The sequence below is a fragment of the Nonomuraea sp. N2-4H genome, assembly GCF_045291505.1.
In the GTDB taxonomy this organism is placed as follows: Bacteria; Actinomycetota; Actinomycetes; order Streptosporangiales; family Streptosporangiaceae; genus Nonomuraea; species Nonomuraea fastidiosa.
Genome location: NZ_CP147987.1, coordinates 4906113 through 4920048 on the forward strand (window position 1 = coordinate 4906113; position 13936 = coordinate 4920048).

The 13936-nt window shown below is 71.8% G+C and carries 12 protein-coding genes; 4 read left to right on the forward strand and 8 right to left on the reverse strand.

What is annotated here, in order from left to right; translation table 11 throughout:
- Positions 1-7 precede the first annotated feature (7 nt).
- Genes WBK31_RS22570 through WBK31_RS22580 form a run of 3 tightly spaced genes read right to left on the reverse strand, consistent with a single transcriptional unit; the run spans position 8 to position 2636 of the window.
- A complete protein-coding gene (locus WBK31_RS22570) occupies positions 8-748 on the reverse strand; it encodes a LytTR family DNA-binding domain-containing protein (protein ID WP_364055081.1) in 741 nt (246 codons plus the stop codon).
- 58 nt (positions 749-806) lie between these two features.
- Positions 807-1985: a histidine kinase gene (locus WBK31_RS22575; RefSeq protein ID WP_364055084.1), complete on the reverse strand. Its 1179-nt coding sequence runs from the start codon at positions 1983-1985 to the stop codon at positions 807-809.
- Between the two features lie 54 nt (positions 1986-2039).
- Positions 2040-2636, reverse strand: coding sequence for a molybdopterin-dependent oxidoreductase (locus WBK31_RS22580; RefSeq protein ID WP_364057518.1), 597 nt, complete (start codon positions 2634-2636; stop codon positions 2040-2042).
- Between the two features lie 240 nt (positions 2637-2876).
- Between WBK31_RS22580 and aroF the strand changes: the two genes are divergently transcribed.
- Positions 2877-3917, forward strand: coding sequence for a 3-deoxy-7-phosphoheptulonate synthase (aroF, locus tag WBK31_RS22585; protein ID WP_378787705.1), 1041 nt, complete (start codon positions 2877-2879; stop codon positions 3915-3917).
- 55 nt (positions 3918-3972) lie between these two features.
- On the opposite strand, the gene thiI is transcribed toward aroF, so the two are convergent.
- Complete coding sequence (gene thiI / locus WBK31_RS22590; protein WP_406673084.1) at positions 3973-5184, reverse strand: tRNA uracil 4-sulfurtransferase ThiI; 1212 nt, start codon at positions 5182-5184, stop codon at positions 3973-3975.
- A gap of 227 nt (positions 5185-5411) precedes the next feature.
- On the opposite strand from thiI, the gene WBK31_RS22595 reads away from it, so the two are divergent.
- Positions 5412-6374: an MHYT domain-containing protein gene (locus tag WBK31_RS22595; RefSeq protein ID WP_406673085.1), complete on the forward strand. Its 963-nt coding sequence runs from the start codon at positions 5412-5414 to the stop codon at positions 6372-6374.
- 256 nt (positions 6375-6630) lie between these two features.
- On the opposite strand, the gene WBK31_RS22600 is transcribed toward WBK31_RS22595, so the two are convergent.
- Positions 6631-7656, reverse strand: coding sequence for a 6-phosphofructokinase (locus WBK31_RS22600; protein ID WP_364055095.1), 1026 nt, complete (start codon positions 7654-7656; stop codon positions 6631-6633).
- 152 nt (positions 7657-7808) lie between these two features.
- Here WBK31_RS22600 and WBK31_RS22605 point away from each other — a divergent pair, with 152 nt between their 5' ends.
- Complete coding sequence (locus WBK31_RS22605) at positions 7809-9278, forward strand: glycerol kinase (RefSeq protein WP_364055098.1); 1470 nt, start codon at positions 7809-7811, stop codon at positions 9276-9278.
- 83 nt (positions 9279-9361) lie between these two features.
- Here WBK31_RS22605 and WBK31_RS22610 read toward each other — a convergent pair whose 3' ends face one another.
- Both WBK31_RS22610 and WBK31_RS22615 read right to left on the reverse strand, forming a co-directional pair.
- Positions 9362-10693, reverse strand: coding sequence for a N,N-dimethylformamidase beta subunit family domain-containing protein (locus WBK31_RS22610; RefSeq protein ID WP_364055101.1), 1332 nt, complete (start codon positions 10691-10693; stop codon positions 9362-9364).
- Between the two features lie 52 nt (positions 10694-10745).
- Positions 10746-11660, reverse strand: coding sequence for a lactonase family protein (locus WBK31_RS22615; protein WP_406673086.1), 915 nt, complete (start codon positions 11658-11660; stop codon positions 10746-10748).
- Positions 11661-11691: 31 nt separating this feature from the next.
- On the opposite strand from WBK31_RS22615, the gene WBK31_RS22620 reads away from it, so the two are divergent.
- Complete coding sequence (locus tag WBK31_RS22620; RefSeq protein ID WP_406673087.1) at positions 11692-12630, forward strand: GNAT family N-acetyltransferase; 939 nt, start codon at positions 11692-11694, stop codon at positions 12628-12630.
- Between the two features lie 33 nt (positions 12631-12663).
- Here the strand turns inward: WBK31_RS22620 and WBK31_RS22625 are convergent, their stop codons facing one another.
- Positions 12664-13686 (reverse strand): alkaline phosphatase PhoX, encoded by a 1023-nt coding sequence (locus WBK31_RS22625; protein WP_364055110.1) that lies wholly within the window; start codon positions 13684-13686, stop codon positions 12664-12666.
- Positions 13687-13936 lie beyond the last annotated feature (250 nt).

Genomic DNA, 13936 nt, shown 5'->3' on the forward strand with positions numbered 1-13936 from the left:
ACGCTCCTCACGGGATCACGCCGCGGTGCTGGCGGACGAGCTGGTCGCGGACCTGGCGGCTGTGGCGGCGGCTGACCTGGAGGGTCTCGGTGCCGACGGTGAGCGTGACGCGCCCGCCTTCGAACCGCAGCTCGCTGACGTGCCGCCCGGAGACGAGCGTGCTGCGGTGGATGCGGATGAACCCGGCGCCGGACCAGCGCCGCTCGAGGGCGGCGAGCGACATGCGGACGAGGTAGCTGCCGTCGACGGTGTGCAGGCGTACGTAGTCGCCCTTGGCCTCGGCGAACCAGACGGCCTGCTGTGGCACGAACCGGGTGCGCCCGCCCAGCTCGACGGGGATGACGTCGTCCTGGCCGGGCTCGGGCGCGGGGCAGGTGGCCGCCTCAAGCCTGCGCACGGCCTCGGACAGGCGCTCGGCCCTGACCGGTTTGAGGAGGTAGTCGACCGCCTCCAGCTCGAACGCCTGCACCGCGCACTCCTCGTGGGCCGTGACGAAGACCAGCCGCGGCGGGCTGGGGAACCCGCCGACCAGCCGGGCGAGGTCGAGCCCGTCGAGACCGGGCATGCGGATGTCCAGGAACACGCCGTCGAGCCGCTCGCCGCCGCCGATCATCTGCACCATGTCCTGCAGGGCCGTGACGCCGTCGGCCGCGGTCGTGACGTGCTCGATGCGGTCGTCCTGGCGCAACAAGTAGGCGAGCTCCTCCAGAGCAGGCACTTCATCGTCGACGGCCAGCACTCTCAGCATGTCCACCACGCTGTCGTATGAAAGCAGAGGTCACAAGAGACACACCAGCATAGCGTAATTATTCGACTACGGAGAGATGATGGTGGAATTTGGGGACGCGCAGCCGCACCTTCGTGCCCGCGCCGAGCGCCGTCTCCACGACCAGGCCGTAACCGTCGCCGTAGATCTGGCGCATGCGCAGGTCCACGTTGGCCAGGCCGATGCCGCTGCCCTCGCGGGCGGGGTCCTCGTCGAGCAGGCGGCGAGCGGCCTCGGGGTCCATGCCCGCGCCGTCGTCCTCGACCGTGATGTGCGCCTCCGGCCCGGCGTCGCGGACCACCACCCGCACCTCGCCGGGCTCGCCGCGGCCGCGCATGCCGTGCTTGATGGCGTTCTCGACCAGGGGCTGCAGGCACAGGAACGGCACCGGCACCGGCAGCACCTCGGGCGCGACCTGCATGCTGAAGCGCAGCTTGTCGCCGAAGCGGGCGCGTTCGAGCAGCAGGTAGCGGTCGACGCAGGTCAGCTCGTCGGCCAGGGTGGTGAAGTCGTGGGCGCGGCACAGCGCGTAACGGGAGAAGTCGGCGAAGTCGAGCAGCAGCTCGCGGGCCCGCCTGGGGTTCGTCCGGACGAACGAGGCGATCGTGGTGAGCGCGTTGTAGACGAAGTGCGGGGAGATCTGGGCGCGCAGGGCGCGCATCTCGGCCTCCATGGCGCGCCGGCGTGAGGCGTCGAGCTCGGCGAGCTCGAGCTGGCCGGACACCCAGCGGCCGACCTCGGTGACGGTGCGCACGAGCGCGGCGCTCACCTCGTCGTCGAGCGCGGCCAGCGTGCCGACGACGGTGCCGTCCACGGTCAGCGGCACCACCACCGCCCCGTACGGCTCGTCGGGGAAGACCTGCGCCCGCCCGGCGGCCAGGGCGGCCTGGGCGTGGCCGAGCACGCCGCCCGCGCCGGGCCCGTCGGCGGCCAGCACCGCGTCCGCCGAGGTGAGCGCGACGGCCCGGGTGCCGAGCAGCGTGCGCAGGTGGCGTACGGCCTTGCGGGCGGAGTCGCGGTCGAGGCCCGCGCGCAGGGCGGGCGCGGCCATGGCGGCGACGTGGAGCGTGGCGAACGTGGCGTCGTCCGCCCTGCGCGGCGGCGCCTGACGGCGGCAGGCGGCCCTGGCGAGCGCGTACCCCAGCGCGAAGGCCCCCGGCAGGAGGACCCCCAGCAGGACGGGAGCGCCGGGCGGCGCCACGCACGCGATGATCGGCATGCGGCACACCGTAGCCGCAAACGCAGCGTGCGCGGGCGGGAACGGACGGTGAGATCAGTCCGGTCCTTCGCCGGGTTCCTCCTGGTAGGAGTAGCGCTGCTCGCGCCAGGGGTCGGCGATGTTGTGGTAGCCGCGCTCCTCCCAGAAGCCGCGGCGGTCCTCCAGCAGGTATTCGATGCCGCGCACCCACTTGACGCTCTTCCAGGCGTACAGGTGGGGCACCACGATGCGCACCGGGTAGCCGCGCTCGGGGCTGAGCGGTTTCTCGTCGAGCTCCAGGGCGAACAGCGTGCCGGGCGCGGTGAAGTCGGACATGCGCAGGTTGGCGCTGTAGCCGTACTCGGCCCAGATCATCACGTGGCGCACGCCGGGGTCGGGCGGCGCGATGTCCATGATCGTGGCCGGGGTGACGCCGCGCCATTCGTTGGCCATGAGCGAGAACTTGGTGACGCAGTGGAAGTCCTCGACGCGCGTGATGCGCGGCAGCCGTTCGAACTCGGGCCAGCGCAGCGCGTGCTCCTCGCCGGACGCGGTCGCGCCGAAGACGCGGAAGTCCCAGGTCTCGGGCTTGAACGTGGGCACGCGACCGTAGTGGATCACGGGCCTGCCGCGTGGGACGTACTGACCTGGGGGCAGGCGCGACTCCTCCACGAACACTCCCTTCACCGTCTCGCGTCTCACGCCATCCTGCCATCGCACGCCGAGTGGCTCGGCAGCGGGTGCGGTGCGCTATTGTTTGGGGCTATGCACGCAGCGTTCCTGTTTTGGTATGGCGACGGACCCGAGTCCGCTCGCCATGTGACGCTGCGCTAGCACACAGGCGAACGAAAGGCCCCGGGTCCGCACAGGACCCGGGGCCTTTCGCGTTTTCCGGACAAGGAGAAGCAGCACATGGTGATCGTGATGGGCCCGGAGGCCACCGCGGACGATCTCGCGGCTATCGTGTCGGTCGTCGAGGCGGCCGGAGTCGAGGCGTTCGTCAGCAAGGGTGTGAGCCGGACGATCGTCGGCCTGGTCGGCGACGTGACGCAGCTCGACGCCGCCGCCCTGCGGGGCATGGGCGGGGTGCGCGACGTCATGCGGGTCTCGACGCCGTACAAGCTGGTCAGCAGGGAGAACCATCCGGAACGCTCCACCGTGCACGTGGGCGGCGTGCCCATCGGCCCCGGCACCGTGACGCTGATCGCGGGGCCGTGCGCGGTGGAGACGCACCAGCAGACGCTGGCGGCGGCCAGGATGGCGCAGGCCGCCGGCGCGGTGCTGCTGCGCGGGGGCGCGTTCAAGCCGCGCACCTCCCCGTACGCCTTCCAGGGCCTCGGTGAGCAGGGCCTGCGCATCCTGGCGGACGTGCGCGCGGAGACGGGCCTGCCGATCGTCACGGAGGTCCTGGACGTCCGCGACGTCGAGCTGGTGGCCTCGTACGCCGACATGCTGCAGATCGGCACCCGCAACATGCAGAACTTCGCGCTGCTGCAGGCCGTCGGCGCGGCCGGGCGGCCGGTGATGCTCAAGCGCGGCATGACCGCCACCATCGAGGAGTGGCTGATGGCCGCCGAGTACATCGCCCAGCGCGGCAACCTCGACATCGTGCTGTGCGAGCGGGGCGTGCGGACGTTCGAGACGGCCACCCGCAACACGCTGGACGTCTCGGCGGTGCCGGTGGCGCAGCGCCTGTCGCACCTGCCGGTCGTCGTGGACCCGTCGCACTCGGGCGGGCACCGCGACCTGGTGCTGCCGCTGACCAGGGCGGCGGTCGCGGCGGGCGCCGACGGGGTGATCATCGATGTGCATCCGCAGCCCGAGCAGGCCCTCGTGGACGGCCCGCAGGCGCTCGTGGAGGCCGATCTGGGGGCGCTCGCCCAGATCATGACGGACTTCCCGCCGCTGCTCGGCAAGACCGCCGCCCCGGCCGCCGCCCCTGCCACGGCCTGACGCGTGACGCCCGGGGAACCCCTCCCCCGGGCGCCTCAGACGGTCTCAGTGGGCCTCAGGGCGGGCCGGCTGAGATCGTGTACTCCTGGATGGAGTCGGCGAGCTGGACGCACAGCTCCTCGGCGTCGAGCCGCTTCTCGATCTGCTTGAGGTCCTCGATCTTGGCCCTGGTCTCGGCCCGCCGGGGAGCGAGCAGCGAGCAGCAGTCCTCGTCGGGCAGCTCGGAGATCTCCAGCGTGCCGATGCGCCGCGCCTCGGCCATGATCTCCGTCTTGTCCCACCCGACCAGGGGCCGCAGGATCGGCAGGTCGACCGCGTTGTCCTGGGCGGTGATGTTGGCCAGCGTCTGGGAGGACACCTGGCCGAGCGCGTCGCCGGTGATCAGCGCCGAGGCGTGGATGCGGTGGGCGACCTCTTCTGCGGTCTTGAGCATGAGCCGCCGCTGGGCGATCACCGCCAGGCGGTCCTGGCCGGAGTTGCGGATCGACTGCTGGGCCTTGCCGAACGGCACCACCCACAGCCGCGACTTCCCCTGGAACCGGTCGAGCTTCTTGACCAGCGCGTACGCCTTGTAGATCGACTCGGAGGTGGTGAACGGGATGCCGGAGAAGTGGAGGAAGTCGACGTGCAGCCCGCGCCGCATCATGCGGTACGCGGCCACCGGCGAGTCGATGCCGCCCGACATGAGCACGAGCGCCCGCCCGCTGCTGCCGACCGGCAGGCCGCCCTGGCCGGGGATGCCGTCGGTGAAGACGAACACCTCGTCCCTGTCGACCTCGATGAAGACCGTCAGGTCGGGCTTGCTCAGGTCGACGGGCAGCTTGTACTCGTCGTTGATGGCGCCGCCCACGAGCCGGTCGAGCTCGTTGGAGCTGAGCGGGAAGCGCTTGTCACGGCGGCGGGAGCGGACGGCGAAGGTGCCGCCGCGCTTGGCCACCTCGCTCTCACCGGCCAGCTCGAGACCGGCCTTGAGCACCGTGTCGGGGTCTTTGGCGACGCGCCAGGCGCGGTGGATCCAGACCAGGCCGGGCACGTCGGCGACGCGCTGAGCGACGCTCTCGGCCTGCTCGGCGGTGGCGCCCTTGGGCAGGAAGATCGCGATGACGCCGTGCCGCCTGCGCACGTCCACCTGGACGCCGACGCTCTTGAGCGCGTCACGGATGTTGCCGATCAGACGGCGTTCGAACAGCTCGCGGTTCTTGCCCTTGAGGACGATCTCGCCCAGCTTGAGCAGAACGCACGGCTCGCCCAGGGCGGACATCGTCATGGTGGAACCTCCGGGAAGATGGGGAAACGCGGCCGTTGATGGCAACGTCGCGACGTCTTGAGTTTAGTCCGCGCCGGACTGCGGCTCGCTCGCCTGCGGAGATCACTCAGCTGTGAGCACTTCTCATGTTCCCGACCGGTTAAGTTGACAGATAGTTGCAATATCCATGCGAATAGGACATCCAGGATGGCAAAATCCGTGGACCCCTAATTCGCAAGGACCGATAGATGACCTCCGCTGTGGACCACTTCACCTACGGACTGCTCACGCCGCTGCTCGCGTACGTCATGTCCTGCATCGGCTCGATGCTCGGGCTGCGGCTGACCGCCCAGGCGCACGCTTCACGCGGCGGAGCACGCGTGCGCTGGCTGCTGGGCGCGGCCGTCTCCATCGGCGGCACGGGTATCTGGGTCATGCACTTCATCGCCATGATGGGCTTCCAGGTGGAGGGCACCCAGATCAAGTACGACGTCTGGCTCACCGCGGCCTCGGCCCTCGTGGCGGTCGTGGTCGTCGGCACCGGCCTGTTCCTCGTCTCCTACGGCAACGGCCGGCTGCCCGCGCTGCTGGGCGGCGGCCTGCTCACCGGCCTCGGCGTGGCCTCCATGCACTACCTCGGCATGTACGCGATGAACATGTCGGCCCGCGTCTCCTACGACCGCCTGCTCGTCGGCCTCTCCGTCGTCATCGCGGTCGTGGCGGCCACCGTCGCGCTCTGGTTCACCACCCGGGTCAAGAAGCCCATCTGGATCACCGGCGCCGCCCTCGTCATGGGCCTCGCGGTCGCCGGCATGCACTACACCGGCATGTTCGCGATGCACGTCACGGTGGACCCGCAGCCCGGCGAGGTGCTCGGCGCCGACGCCCTGGACTTCCTCGTCCCGCTCATGACCGTGATCAGCCTGATCACGCTGACCATGCTGCTCATGGTGATCCTGTCCCCCTCCGAGGAGGAGCTGAGCGAGGACGCCGAGCTGCTCGCCAAGCTGGAGGAGCGCCGCCGCAACTCCGAGCAACAGCAGCAGCTGACCTACCCGGCGGGGGCCTCCGCCCCGCTCGCGGCCCCGGTCGCCTGGCCGCAGCCGATGCAGCCGATGCAACCGGCGCAGCCCAGGCAGCAGCAGCCGATGCAGGCCGCCCAGCCGCAGCCCGCCGCCCGGCAGCAGCCGATGCGCAGCAGGCGCCGGTGAGCGGGCGAACGCCGGGACGACAGAAGACGGCGGCGAGAAGGCCGGCGGGCCTCGCGGGCGCGCCGCGCGAACGCGGAGGGCGTGCCGAGACCGATCTCTCCGGCACGCCCCACGGTCGATCTATGTCATGAGTACGGCCTGCGACGCACAGGTGGGCCGCCGACGTGTCGCGGCGCAGGCCGTACCCTGAGGGGGTTGTAGCGGTTGACCCCGCTGACCCCGACGGTACGGCCGCGCGCTTGCAGGCCGCTTACAGTCAGCCGAAGAACACCTCGGCCTCTTCGTACCGCTCGACCGGCACGGTCTTGAGCTCGGCCGTGGCCTCGTCGAGCCCGACGCGGACGATGTCGGTGCCGCGCAGCGCGACCATCTTGCCGTAGTCGCCCTCGTGCGCCGCGTCGATGGCCTGCAGCCCGAACCTGGTGGCGAGCACCCGGTCGTAGGCCGTGGGGGTGCCGCCGCGCTGGATGTGGCCGAGCACGGTGGTGCGGGCCTCCTTACCGGTGCGCTTCTCGATCTCCTTGGCCAGCACCTCGCCGATGCCGCCGAGCCGGACGTGGCCGAACGCGTCGAGCGTGCTGGTCTGCAGCGCCATCTGGCCCTCGACCGGGTGCGCGCCCTCGGCGACCACGATGATCGGCGAGTAGCGGGTGCGGAAGCGGGACTCGACATATTCGCAGACGCGGTCGATGTCGAACGGCTTCTCCGGGATGAGGATGACGTTGGCGCCGCCCGCCATGCCCGCGTGCAGCGCGATCCAGCCGGCGTGGCGGCCCATGACCTCGCAGATGAGCGCCCTGTGGTGGGACTCCGCGGTGGTGTGCAGCCGGTCGATGGCCTCGGTCGCGATGTTGACGGCAGTGTCGAAGCCGAAGGTGTAGTCGGTGCCGGACAGGTCGTTGTCGATGGTCTTGGGCACGCCCACGACGTGGACGCCGCGGTCGTAGAGCTGCTTGGCGACGCCGAGGGTGTCCTCGCCGCCGATGGCGATGAGCGCGTCCACGCCGGTCGCGGCGAGGTTCTCCTTGATCCGGTCGACACCGCCCTCGATCTTCATCGGGTTGGTGCGGGAGGAGCCGAGTATGGTGCCGCCGCGCGGGAGGATGCCGCGCACGGCCTGGATGTCAAGTGGCATCGTGTCGCCTTCGAGGGGGCCGCGCCAGCCGTCACGGAAGCCGACGAACTCGTGCCCGTAGACGCTCACCCCCTTACGCACCACTGCCCTGATGACGGCGTTGAGGCCGGGGCAGTCGCCGCCTCCGGTGAGCACTCCAATACGCATGGCGGGTTCCTCCCGATAGGGGTCACGAACCAGACCTAGTGTCAGACTCGCATTGTGCCCGGCATCACACGCAGTGGTCTAGACCAAACGCGAGGCTGGGGAATGAAACCTGGGCGCCCGCTCGTGCCGCCATCGATCGAGGAGGAGTTTTCGTGAGCGTATTGGCCATCGACGCCGGGACGACGGGAGTGACGGCGCTCGTCGTCGCCGAGGACGGAAGCGTGGCGAGCAAGGGATACGAGGAGTTCGCCCAGCACTTCCCCGAGCCCGGCTGGGTCGAGCACAATCCCGAGGACATCTGGCAGGCCACGCTGTCGGCCTGCGCCGCCGCGCTGCGCGGCACCTCGCTGCGGCCGTCCTGCGTCGGCATCACCAACCAGCGCGAGACCGCCGTGCTGTGGGACCGCCACACGCTGGCCGCGCCGCGCCGGGCCATCGTCTGGCAGGACCGCCGCACCGCCGGGCTGTGCGTGCGGCTGCGCGACGCCGGTCATGAGCCGCGGGTGAGCGAGCTGACCGGGCTGCGGCTCGACCCGTACTTCACCGCCACCAAGCTCACCTGGCTGGCCGAGCACGACCCCGGGGTGTGGGCGGGCGTCGAGTCCGGCGACATCGCCGTGGGGACGGTGGACTCCTACCTCATCGCCAGGCTGACGGCGGGCGCGCAGCACGTGACCGACCCGTCCAACGCCTCCCGCACCCTGCTGTACGGGCTCGCGTCCGGCGGCTGGGAGCCGGAGCTGTGCGAGCTGTTCGGCGTGCCCGAGCGGGCGCTGCCGGAGATCGTGCCCAACTACGGGCCGCTCGGGCGTACGGATCCGTCCGTCTTCCTCGGGCTCGACGTGCCGATCAGCGGGGTGGCCGGCGACCAGCAGGCGGCGCTGTTCGGGCAGACCTGCTTCGACGTGGGCGATGTGAAGTGCACCTACGGCACCGGCTCGTTCGTGCTGGCCAACATCGGCGACAAGATCACCAGGCCGGAGAACGGGCTGCTGACCACGGTCGCCTGGCAGACGCCGTCCGGCGAGCGCACGTACGCGGTGGAGGGGTCGATCTTCGTCACCGGCGCGGCGGTGCAGTGGCTGCGCGACGGGCTCGGGCTGATCGGCACCGCGCCGGAATCGGAGGCGGTGGCGCGCACGGTGCCCGACAGCGGCGGCGTGGTGTTCGTGCCCGCGCTGACCGGCCTCGGCGCGCCGCACTGGGAGCCGGACGCGCGCGGGCTGATCACCGGCATCACGCGCGGCACGACGCGGGCGCACCTGGTCAGGGCGACGCTGGAGGCCATCGCGTTCGAGGTGCGCGACGTGGTGGAGTCGATGACGGCCGGGTCGGTGCCGGTGCTCAAGGCCGACGGCGGTGCCAGCGCCAACGACCTGCTCATGCAGTTCCAGGCCGACCAGCTCGGCACCGCCGTGGAGCGGCCGGCCGTGCAGGAGACCACGGCGCTGGGCGCGGCGTTCCTGGCCGGGCTCGGAGCGGGCGTGTGGGGGTCGGAGGCGGAGCTGCGCGAGACGTGGCTCCTCGACCGGCGCTTCGAGCCCGGTGAGCGGGACGAGGCGGCGTACGCGCGCTGGCGGGCCGCCGTCGAGCTGACCCGCACGGCCGCCCGCCACACCTGACCGGGCTGAGGACTGGGCTCAGGCTCGCCACACGGGACCTGGGCCAAGGCTCAGGCTCGCCCCATAGAGCGCTGGGCGAAGGCTCACGCTCGGCCTGCGGGGCCCTGGGCGAAGCGGGTGAGGATGTTGATGGTGGCGCGGCGGGTGAAGGCGGCGGCGTCGTCGGTGACGCCGTGGCCGCAGCGCTTGCCGCGCAGCCCGCACACCCAGCGCATCGTGCCGGAGGCGAACACGCCGGCCCCGCTCGGCGCCGTGTAGTAGGTGCTGTGCGCGACGGTGGGCCGCCCGCCGCACGAGAACGGCGACTCGGCCAGCACCTGCACCCCCGCGGGCGAGCCGCGCGAGACCCGGTCGGTCTCCACGCCGACCAGCCCGGGGAAGACGCGGCCCTTCGTCCCGGCGAAGATCCAGTGATCCGGCCTGGTGACGCGGTAGGCGCCCTCGGCGGGGAAGCAGTCGTACATCTGGCCCACCAGCGCGCTCTCCGGGCGGGTGTCGCGCCAGAGCCGGCACTGGCTCTCCTTGTCGCAGGCGACGGTCCTGCCGTGCACGGCGATGCGCCAGTAGACGGCGTTGGCGCCGAGGAAGGCCAGGTTGGTGCCGCTGTCCCTGGCGCGGGTGACGACCTGGCGCATGCCGGGCGTCCAGTACTCGTCGTGGCCGAGCGAGATCACCGCGCGGGCGCCGTCGAGCGCGCCCGGCACGAGGTCGAGGTTCGTGAGGTACGCGAGCGGCACGCCGCTCTTCTCGGCGACCGCCATGACCTCCTTCTCGAAGTCGAGGAAGAGGCGGGCGCCGACGCCGTCGTACGGGCGGTCGAAGGTGACGGCGCGCGACCTGCCGGCGTACCCGCCCGGGCCCGTGTAGAGGCTGCGCCCGCCCCACAGGTTGTACGCCTGCCAGGTGGTGACCGCGTTCACCAGCACCACGCGGCCGACGGTGGAGGCCGAGCGCACGGTGACGGGCACGTACCGCTGGGCGCCGGTGGAGGCGTCGAGCCTGATGAGGTACGACCCCTCCGGCCAGCCCGTGGTGTCCACGGTCAGGGAGGGCGGCCAGTGGGCGGCGGTGACCATGCCGTCCACGACCTTGGCGGGCGGCTGCCGCGTGCCCTTGACCGGGTCGGACTCCCACACCTTGGCCGGGTTGGCGCCCATGCGGAAGGCGCGGGCGGTGAAGCGGGGCGCGGTCGTCGAGACGTGCAGGCGCAGCGGCTGGCCGGGCAGCACGCTCACCCGGTCGGCGTACCCCTCGATCTCGTGGTCCGCGCCGAGCCTGGTGATCCGCCAGGACTCCTGCACGTCCAGCTCGGTCGGGATCCGCGGATCGACGGGGACGGGCGCGGACGGAGGCGGCTCGCCACAGCCGGCGGCGAGCACGACGAGGAGGGCGGCGACGACGGGCACCTTGCGCACGAGGCCATGGTCGGGGCCCGCCCTCCGGATCGGCGGCGACTTGGTGAACTCCTTACACGATCAGCACGCAGGCGGGACTGTCCACCTCGTACGAGGTGCCGTCTGGCTCGGGCACCCCGTCGCGCAGGGCGAAGCGGGTGACCTTGTTCGCGTACTGGTTGGCCACGTACATCACCTCGCCGTCGATGGCGAAGTGGCGGGGCCAGTCGCCGCCCGTCGGCACCTCGGCCACCCGCGACAGGTCGCCGGCGCGCAGCACGGTGACGGTGTTGGGGCCGCGGTTGGCGACGTAGACGAGGTCGCCCTCGACCTGGAGGTGCGAGGGCGCGTTGGCGCCGTCCTGCTGCGAGGCGGGCACGGTGGTGCGGCGCTCGCCCTCGATGAGGGTGACGGTGCCGTCGAGCTCGCCCGCGACGTACAGGCGGCCGCCCGCGAACGCGAAGTGGCGCGGGCCCGTGCCGGGGCTCAGCCTGATCGGCTCCAGCCGGGTGCCGTCGGGCCGGTAGCGGCGGATCTCGTCGGTGCCGAGGTCGGAGACGTGCAGCAGGCCGTCGTGGAAGACGCACTGGTGGGCGTGGGGGCCCTCCTGGCGCTCGGCGTTCGGGCCCGAGCCCTCGTTGCGCAGCACGATCGGCTCACCGGAGAACGCGCCACGCTCGTCGAGGTGACAGATCACGGCGGTGCCGTCGCCGTAGTTGGCCGCCGCGAGCAGCGTGCCGGTGGGGTCCACCGCGACGTGGCACGGGCTGTGGCCCTCGCTCGGGCGCTCGTCGAACGGGGTCAGCTCGCCGGTGACCTCCAGGGCGGTGAGCCAGCCGCGTTCGAGCTCGCCCACGGCGTACAGCACCGGGAGCGTCGGGTGGGCGGCCAGGAACGACGGTGCCGTCACCCGTGCGAGGCCGCGTGCCTCACCATCGCCGATCGTGACGATGCCGGGACCGTATCCGCCAATGCGCACGTGCTTCACAGCGGGGATCCTCCTATGGTTGACTAAGGCAATGAGTTCGTTGACAGAGGCAAGGGTTTCTCAGGTCAGAGCCTTCAACCGGTTCTATACGAAGGTGATCGGCGCGCTCCAGGCGGGGCTGCTCGACTCGCCGTACTCGCTGACCGAGGTGCGCGTGCTCTTCGAGCTGGCGCAGGCCGGCCGCTTGGAGACCGGCGAGCTGCGCGCGCTGCTCGGCCTGGACGCGGGCTACCTCAGCCGCATCCTCACCCGCTTCGGCAACGACGGGCTCGTGGAGCGCGAGCGCTCGGAGTCCGACGGGCGCAAGCAGCTCGTCAGCCTCACCCCGAAGGGCGCGGAGGTCTTCGCCGCGCTCGACCGGCGCTCCGGCGAGGAGATCGAGCAGCTGCTCGGCGGGCTGTCCGACGGGGACCAGGCGCGGCTGGTCGAGGGCATGGCGACGATCCGGCAGGTGCTCGACGGGACGCGGGAGCGGCGCTCGTACGTGATCAGGCCGCCGCGCACCGGCGACCTCGGCTGGGTCGCCTACCGGCACGGCGAGCTCTACAGCGCCGAGTACGGCTGGGGCACCGCGTTCGAACAGCTCGTCGCCGGGATCGTGGCCGGGTTCGACCCCGCGCACGACACCGGCTGGATCGCCGAGGTGGACGGCGAGCGGGCCGGGTGCATCTTCTGCATGCGGCAGGACGACGAGACCGCCAAGCTGCGCCTGCTGCTGGTCGAGCCGTGGGCGCGCGGCCTCGGCATCGGGCGGCGGCTGGTGGACGAGTGCGTACGGCACGCCCGCGCCGAGGGCTACCGGCGCATCACGCTGTGGACCCGCGACTGCCTGACCAGCGCGCGGCGCATCTACCGGGCGGCCGGGTTCGAGCTGGAGTCGTCGGAGAAGGGCTCGGAGAACGGGATCGAGCTGGTGGAGGAGATGTGGACGCTCGACCTGTCCACGCCACCCGCGGCCGGCTCCGCGTGAGCGCCGGTGCCCGGACCGCCGCCGGCCCGCTGGTCAGGGGCGGAACGGGCCGGTGACCTCGAACGTCTGGCCCTCGGTGCGGCCGCGCCTGGCCGAGAAGTAGAGCCGCTGCCCGTCCGGCGAGAACGCCAGCCCGGTCAGCTCCGCCCCGTCGTGGCCCTCCAGCCGCAGGAACGGCGTGACCGCACGGTCGGGCGCGATCACGTCGATCTCGGGGCGCTCCCTGGCGACGTAGAGGTCACCGGACGGCGCGGCGGTGATGGCGCGCACGCCCTCGCAGAGCCGGTCGAGCGTGGAGGTCTGCGCGTCGTAGGCCCACAGGCCGGTGTCGCCCTTGGTGGTGAAGTAGCACACCCCGCCCGCGTAGTGGCAGGCGTCGCCGCCGTCGAAGTGGCGGGCGTCGTCGACCTGGTGGCGGGCCTCCTTGAGCAGGGCGGCCGGCGAGGGCACCGGCTCCCAGCGGCCCGACTCGCACAGCACCTCGAGCGTGCCCTCCGTCAGGTCGCCCCAGTCGCTCGGCCGGAACCGGTAGAAGCACCCGTCGGGCTCGTCCTCCGTCATGTAGATCACCCGCCGCTCGGGGTCGCAGGCGGCGGCCTCGTGCTTGAACCGGCCCATCGCCAGGCGGGGGCGCGCGGCGCGGGCGCCGTACGGGTCGCATTCGAAGACGCGACCGCGGTGGCCGAGCTCGCACGACAGCCAGGTGTTCCACGGCGTGGCGCCGCCCGCGCAGTTGAGATCGGTGCCGGAGAGGATCCGGTAGGCGTCGCCGATGCTGCCGTCGGGGCGGAAGCGCAGCGCCGACGCGCCGCCGAGCAGGGGCAGCTCGGAGTTGGACACGTAGATCCAGCCGTCGCCGTCGGGGAAACAGGCGCCGCCGTCGGGGGCGGCGTGCCAGGTCAGACCGGCGACCTTCGCACCGCTGCGGGCCACCACCCGGCCGGTGAACCCCGGGGGCAGCGCCAGGCCGTCGGGACCCGGCAGTCCGAGCGGACCGTACGGGCTGATGCCGCCCGGCAAGAGCGGGCCCGTGCGGAGGAGAGTCTTGTGCGACATCGTGGGGCCTCCCTCTAGGTGCCACGCTAGTCGACCGCACGGACATGAATGGCAGGGACTCGGGTAATCAAACAATCCGCAAACCCCGCCTGTGATCGGCCGGGCCGTGACGCTCCGTGCATCGTTCCGGGAGGAGGCCCGCCCCCGCCGGGGGCGAGCGTCACCGTACGTGACGATGGAATCGTTTCCCGCCTTCCTGCGATCGGGCGGGAAAACCTCGGCGTGCCATCGCCTCCGGGCATGCGAAAGC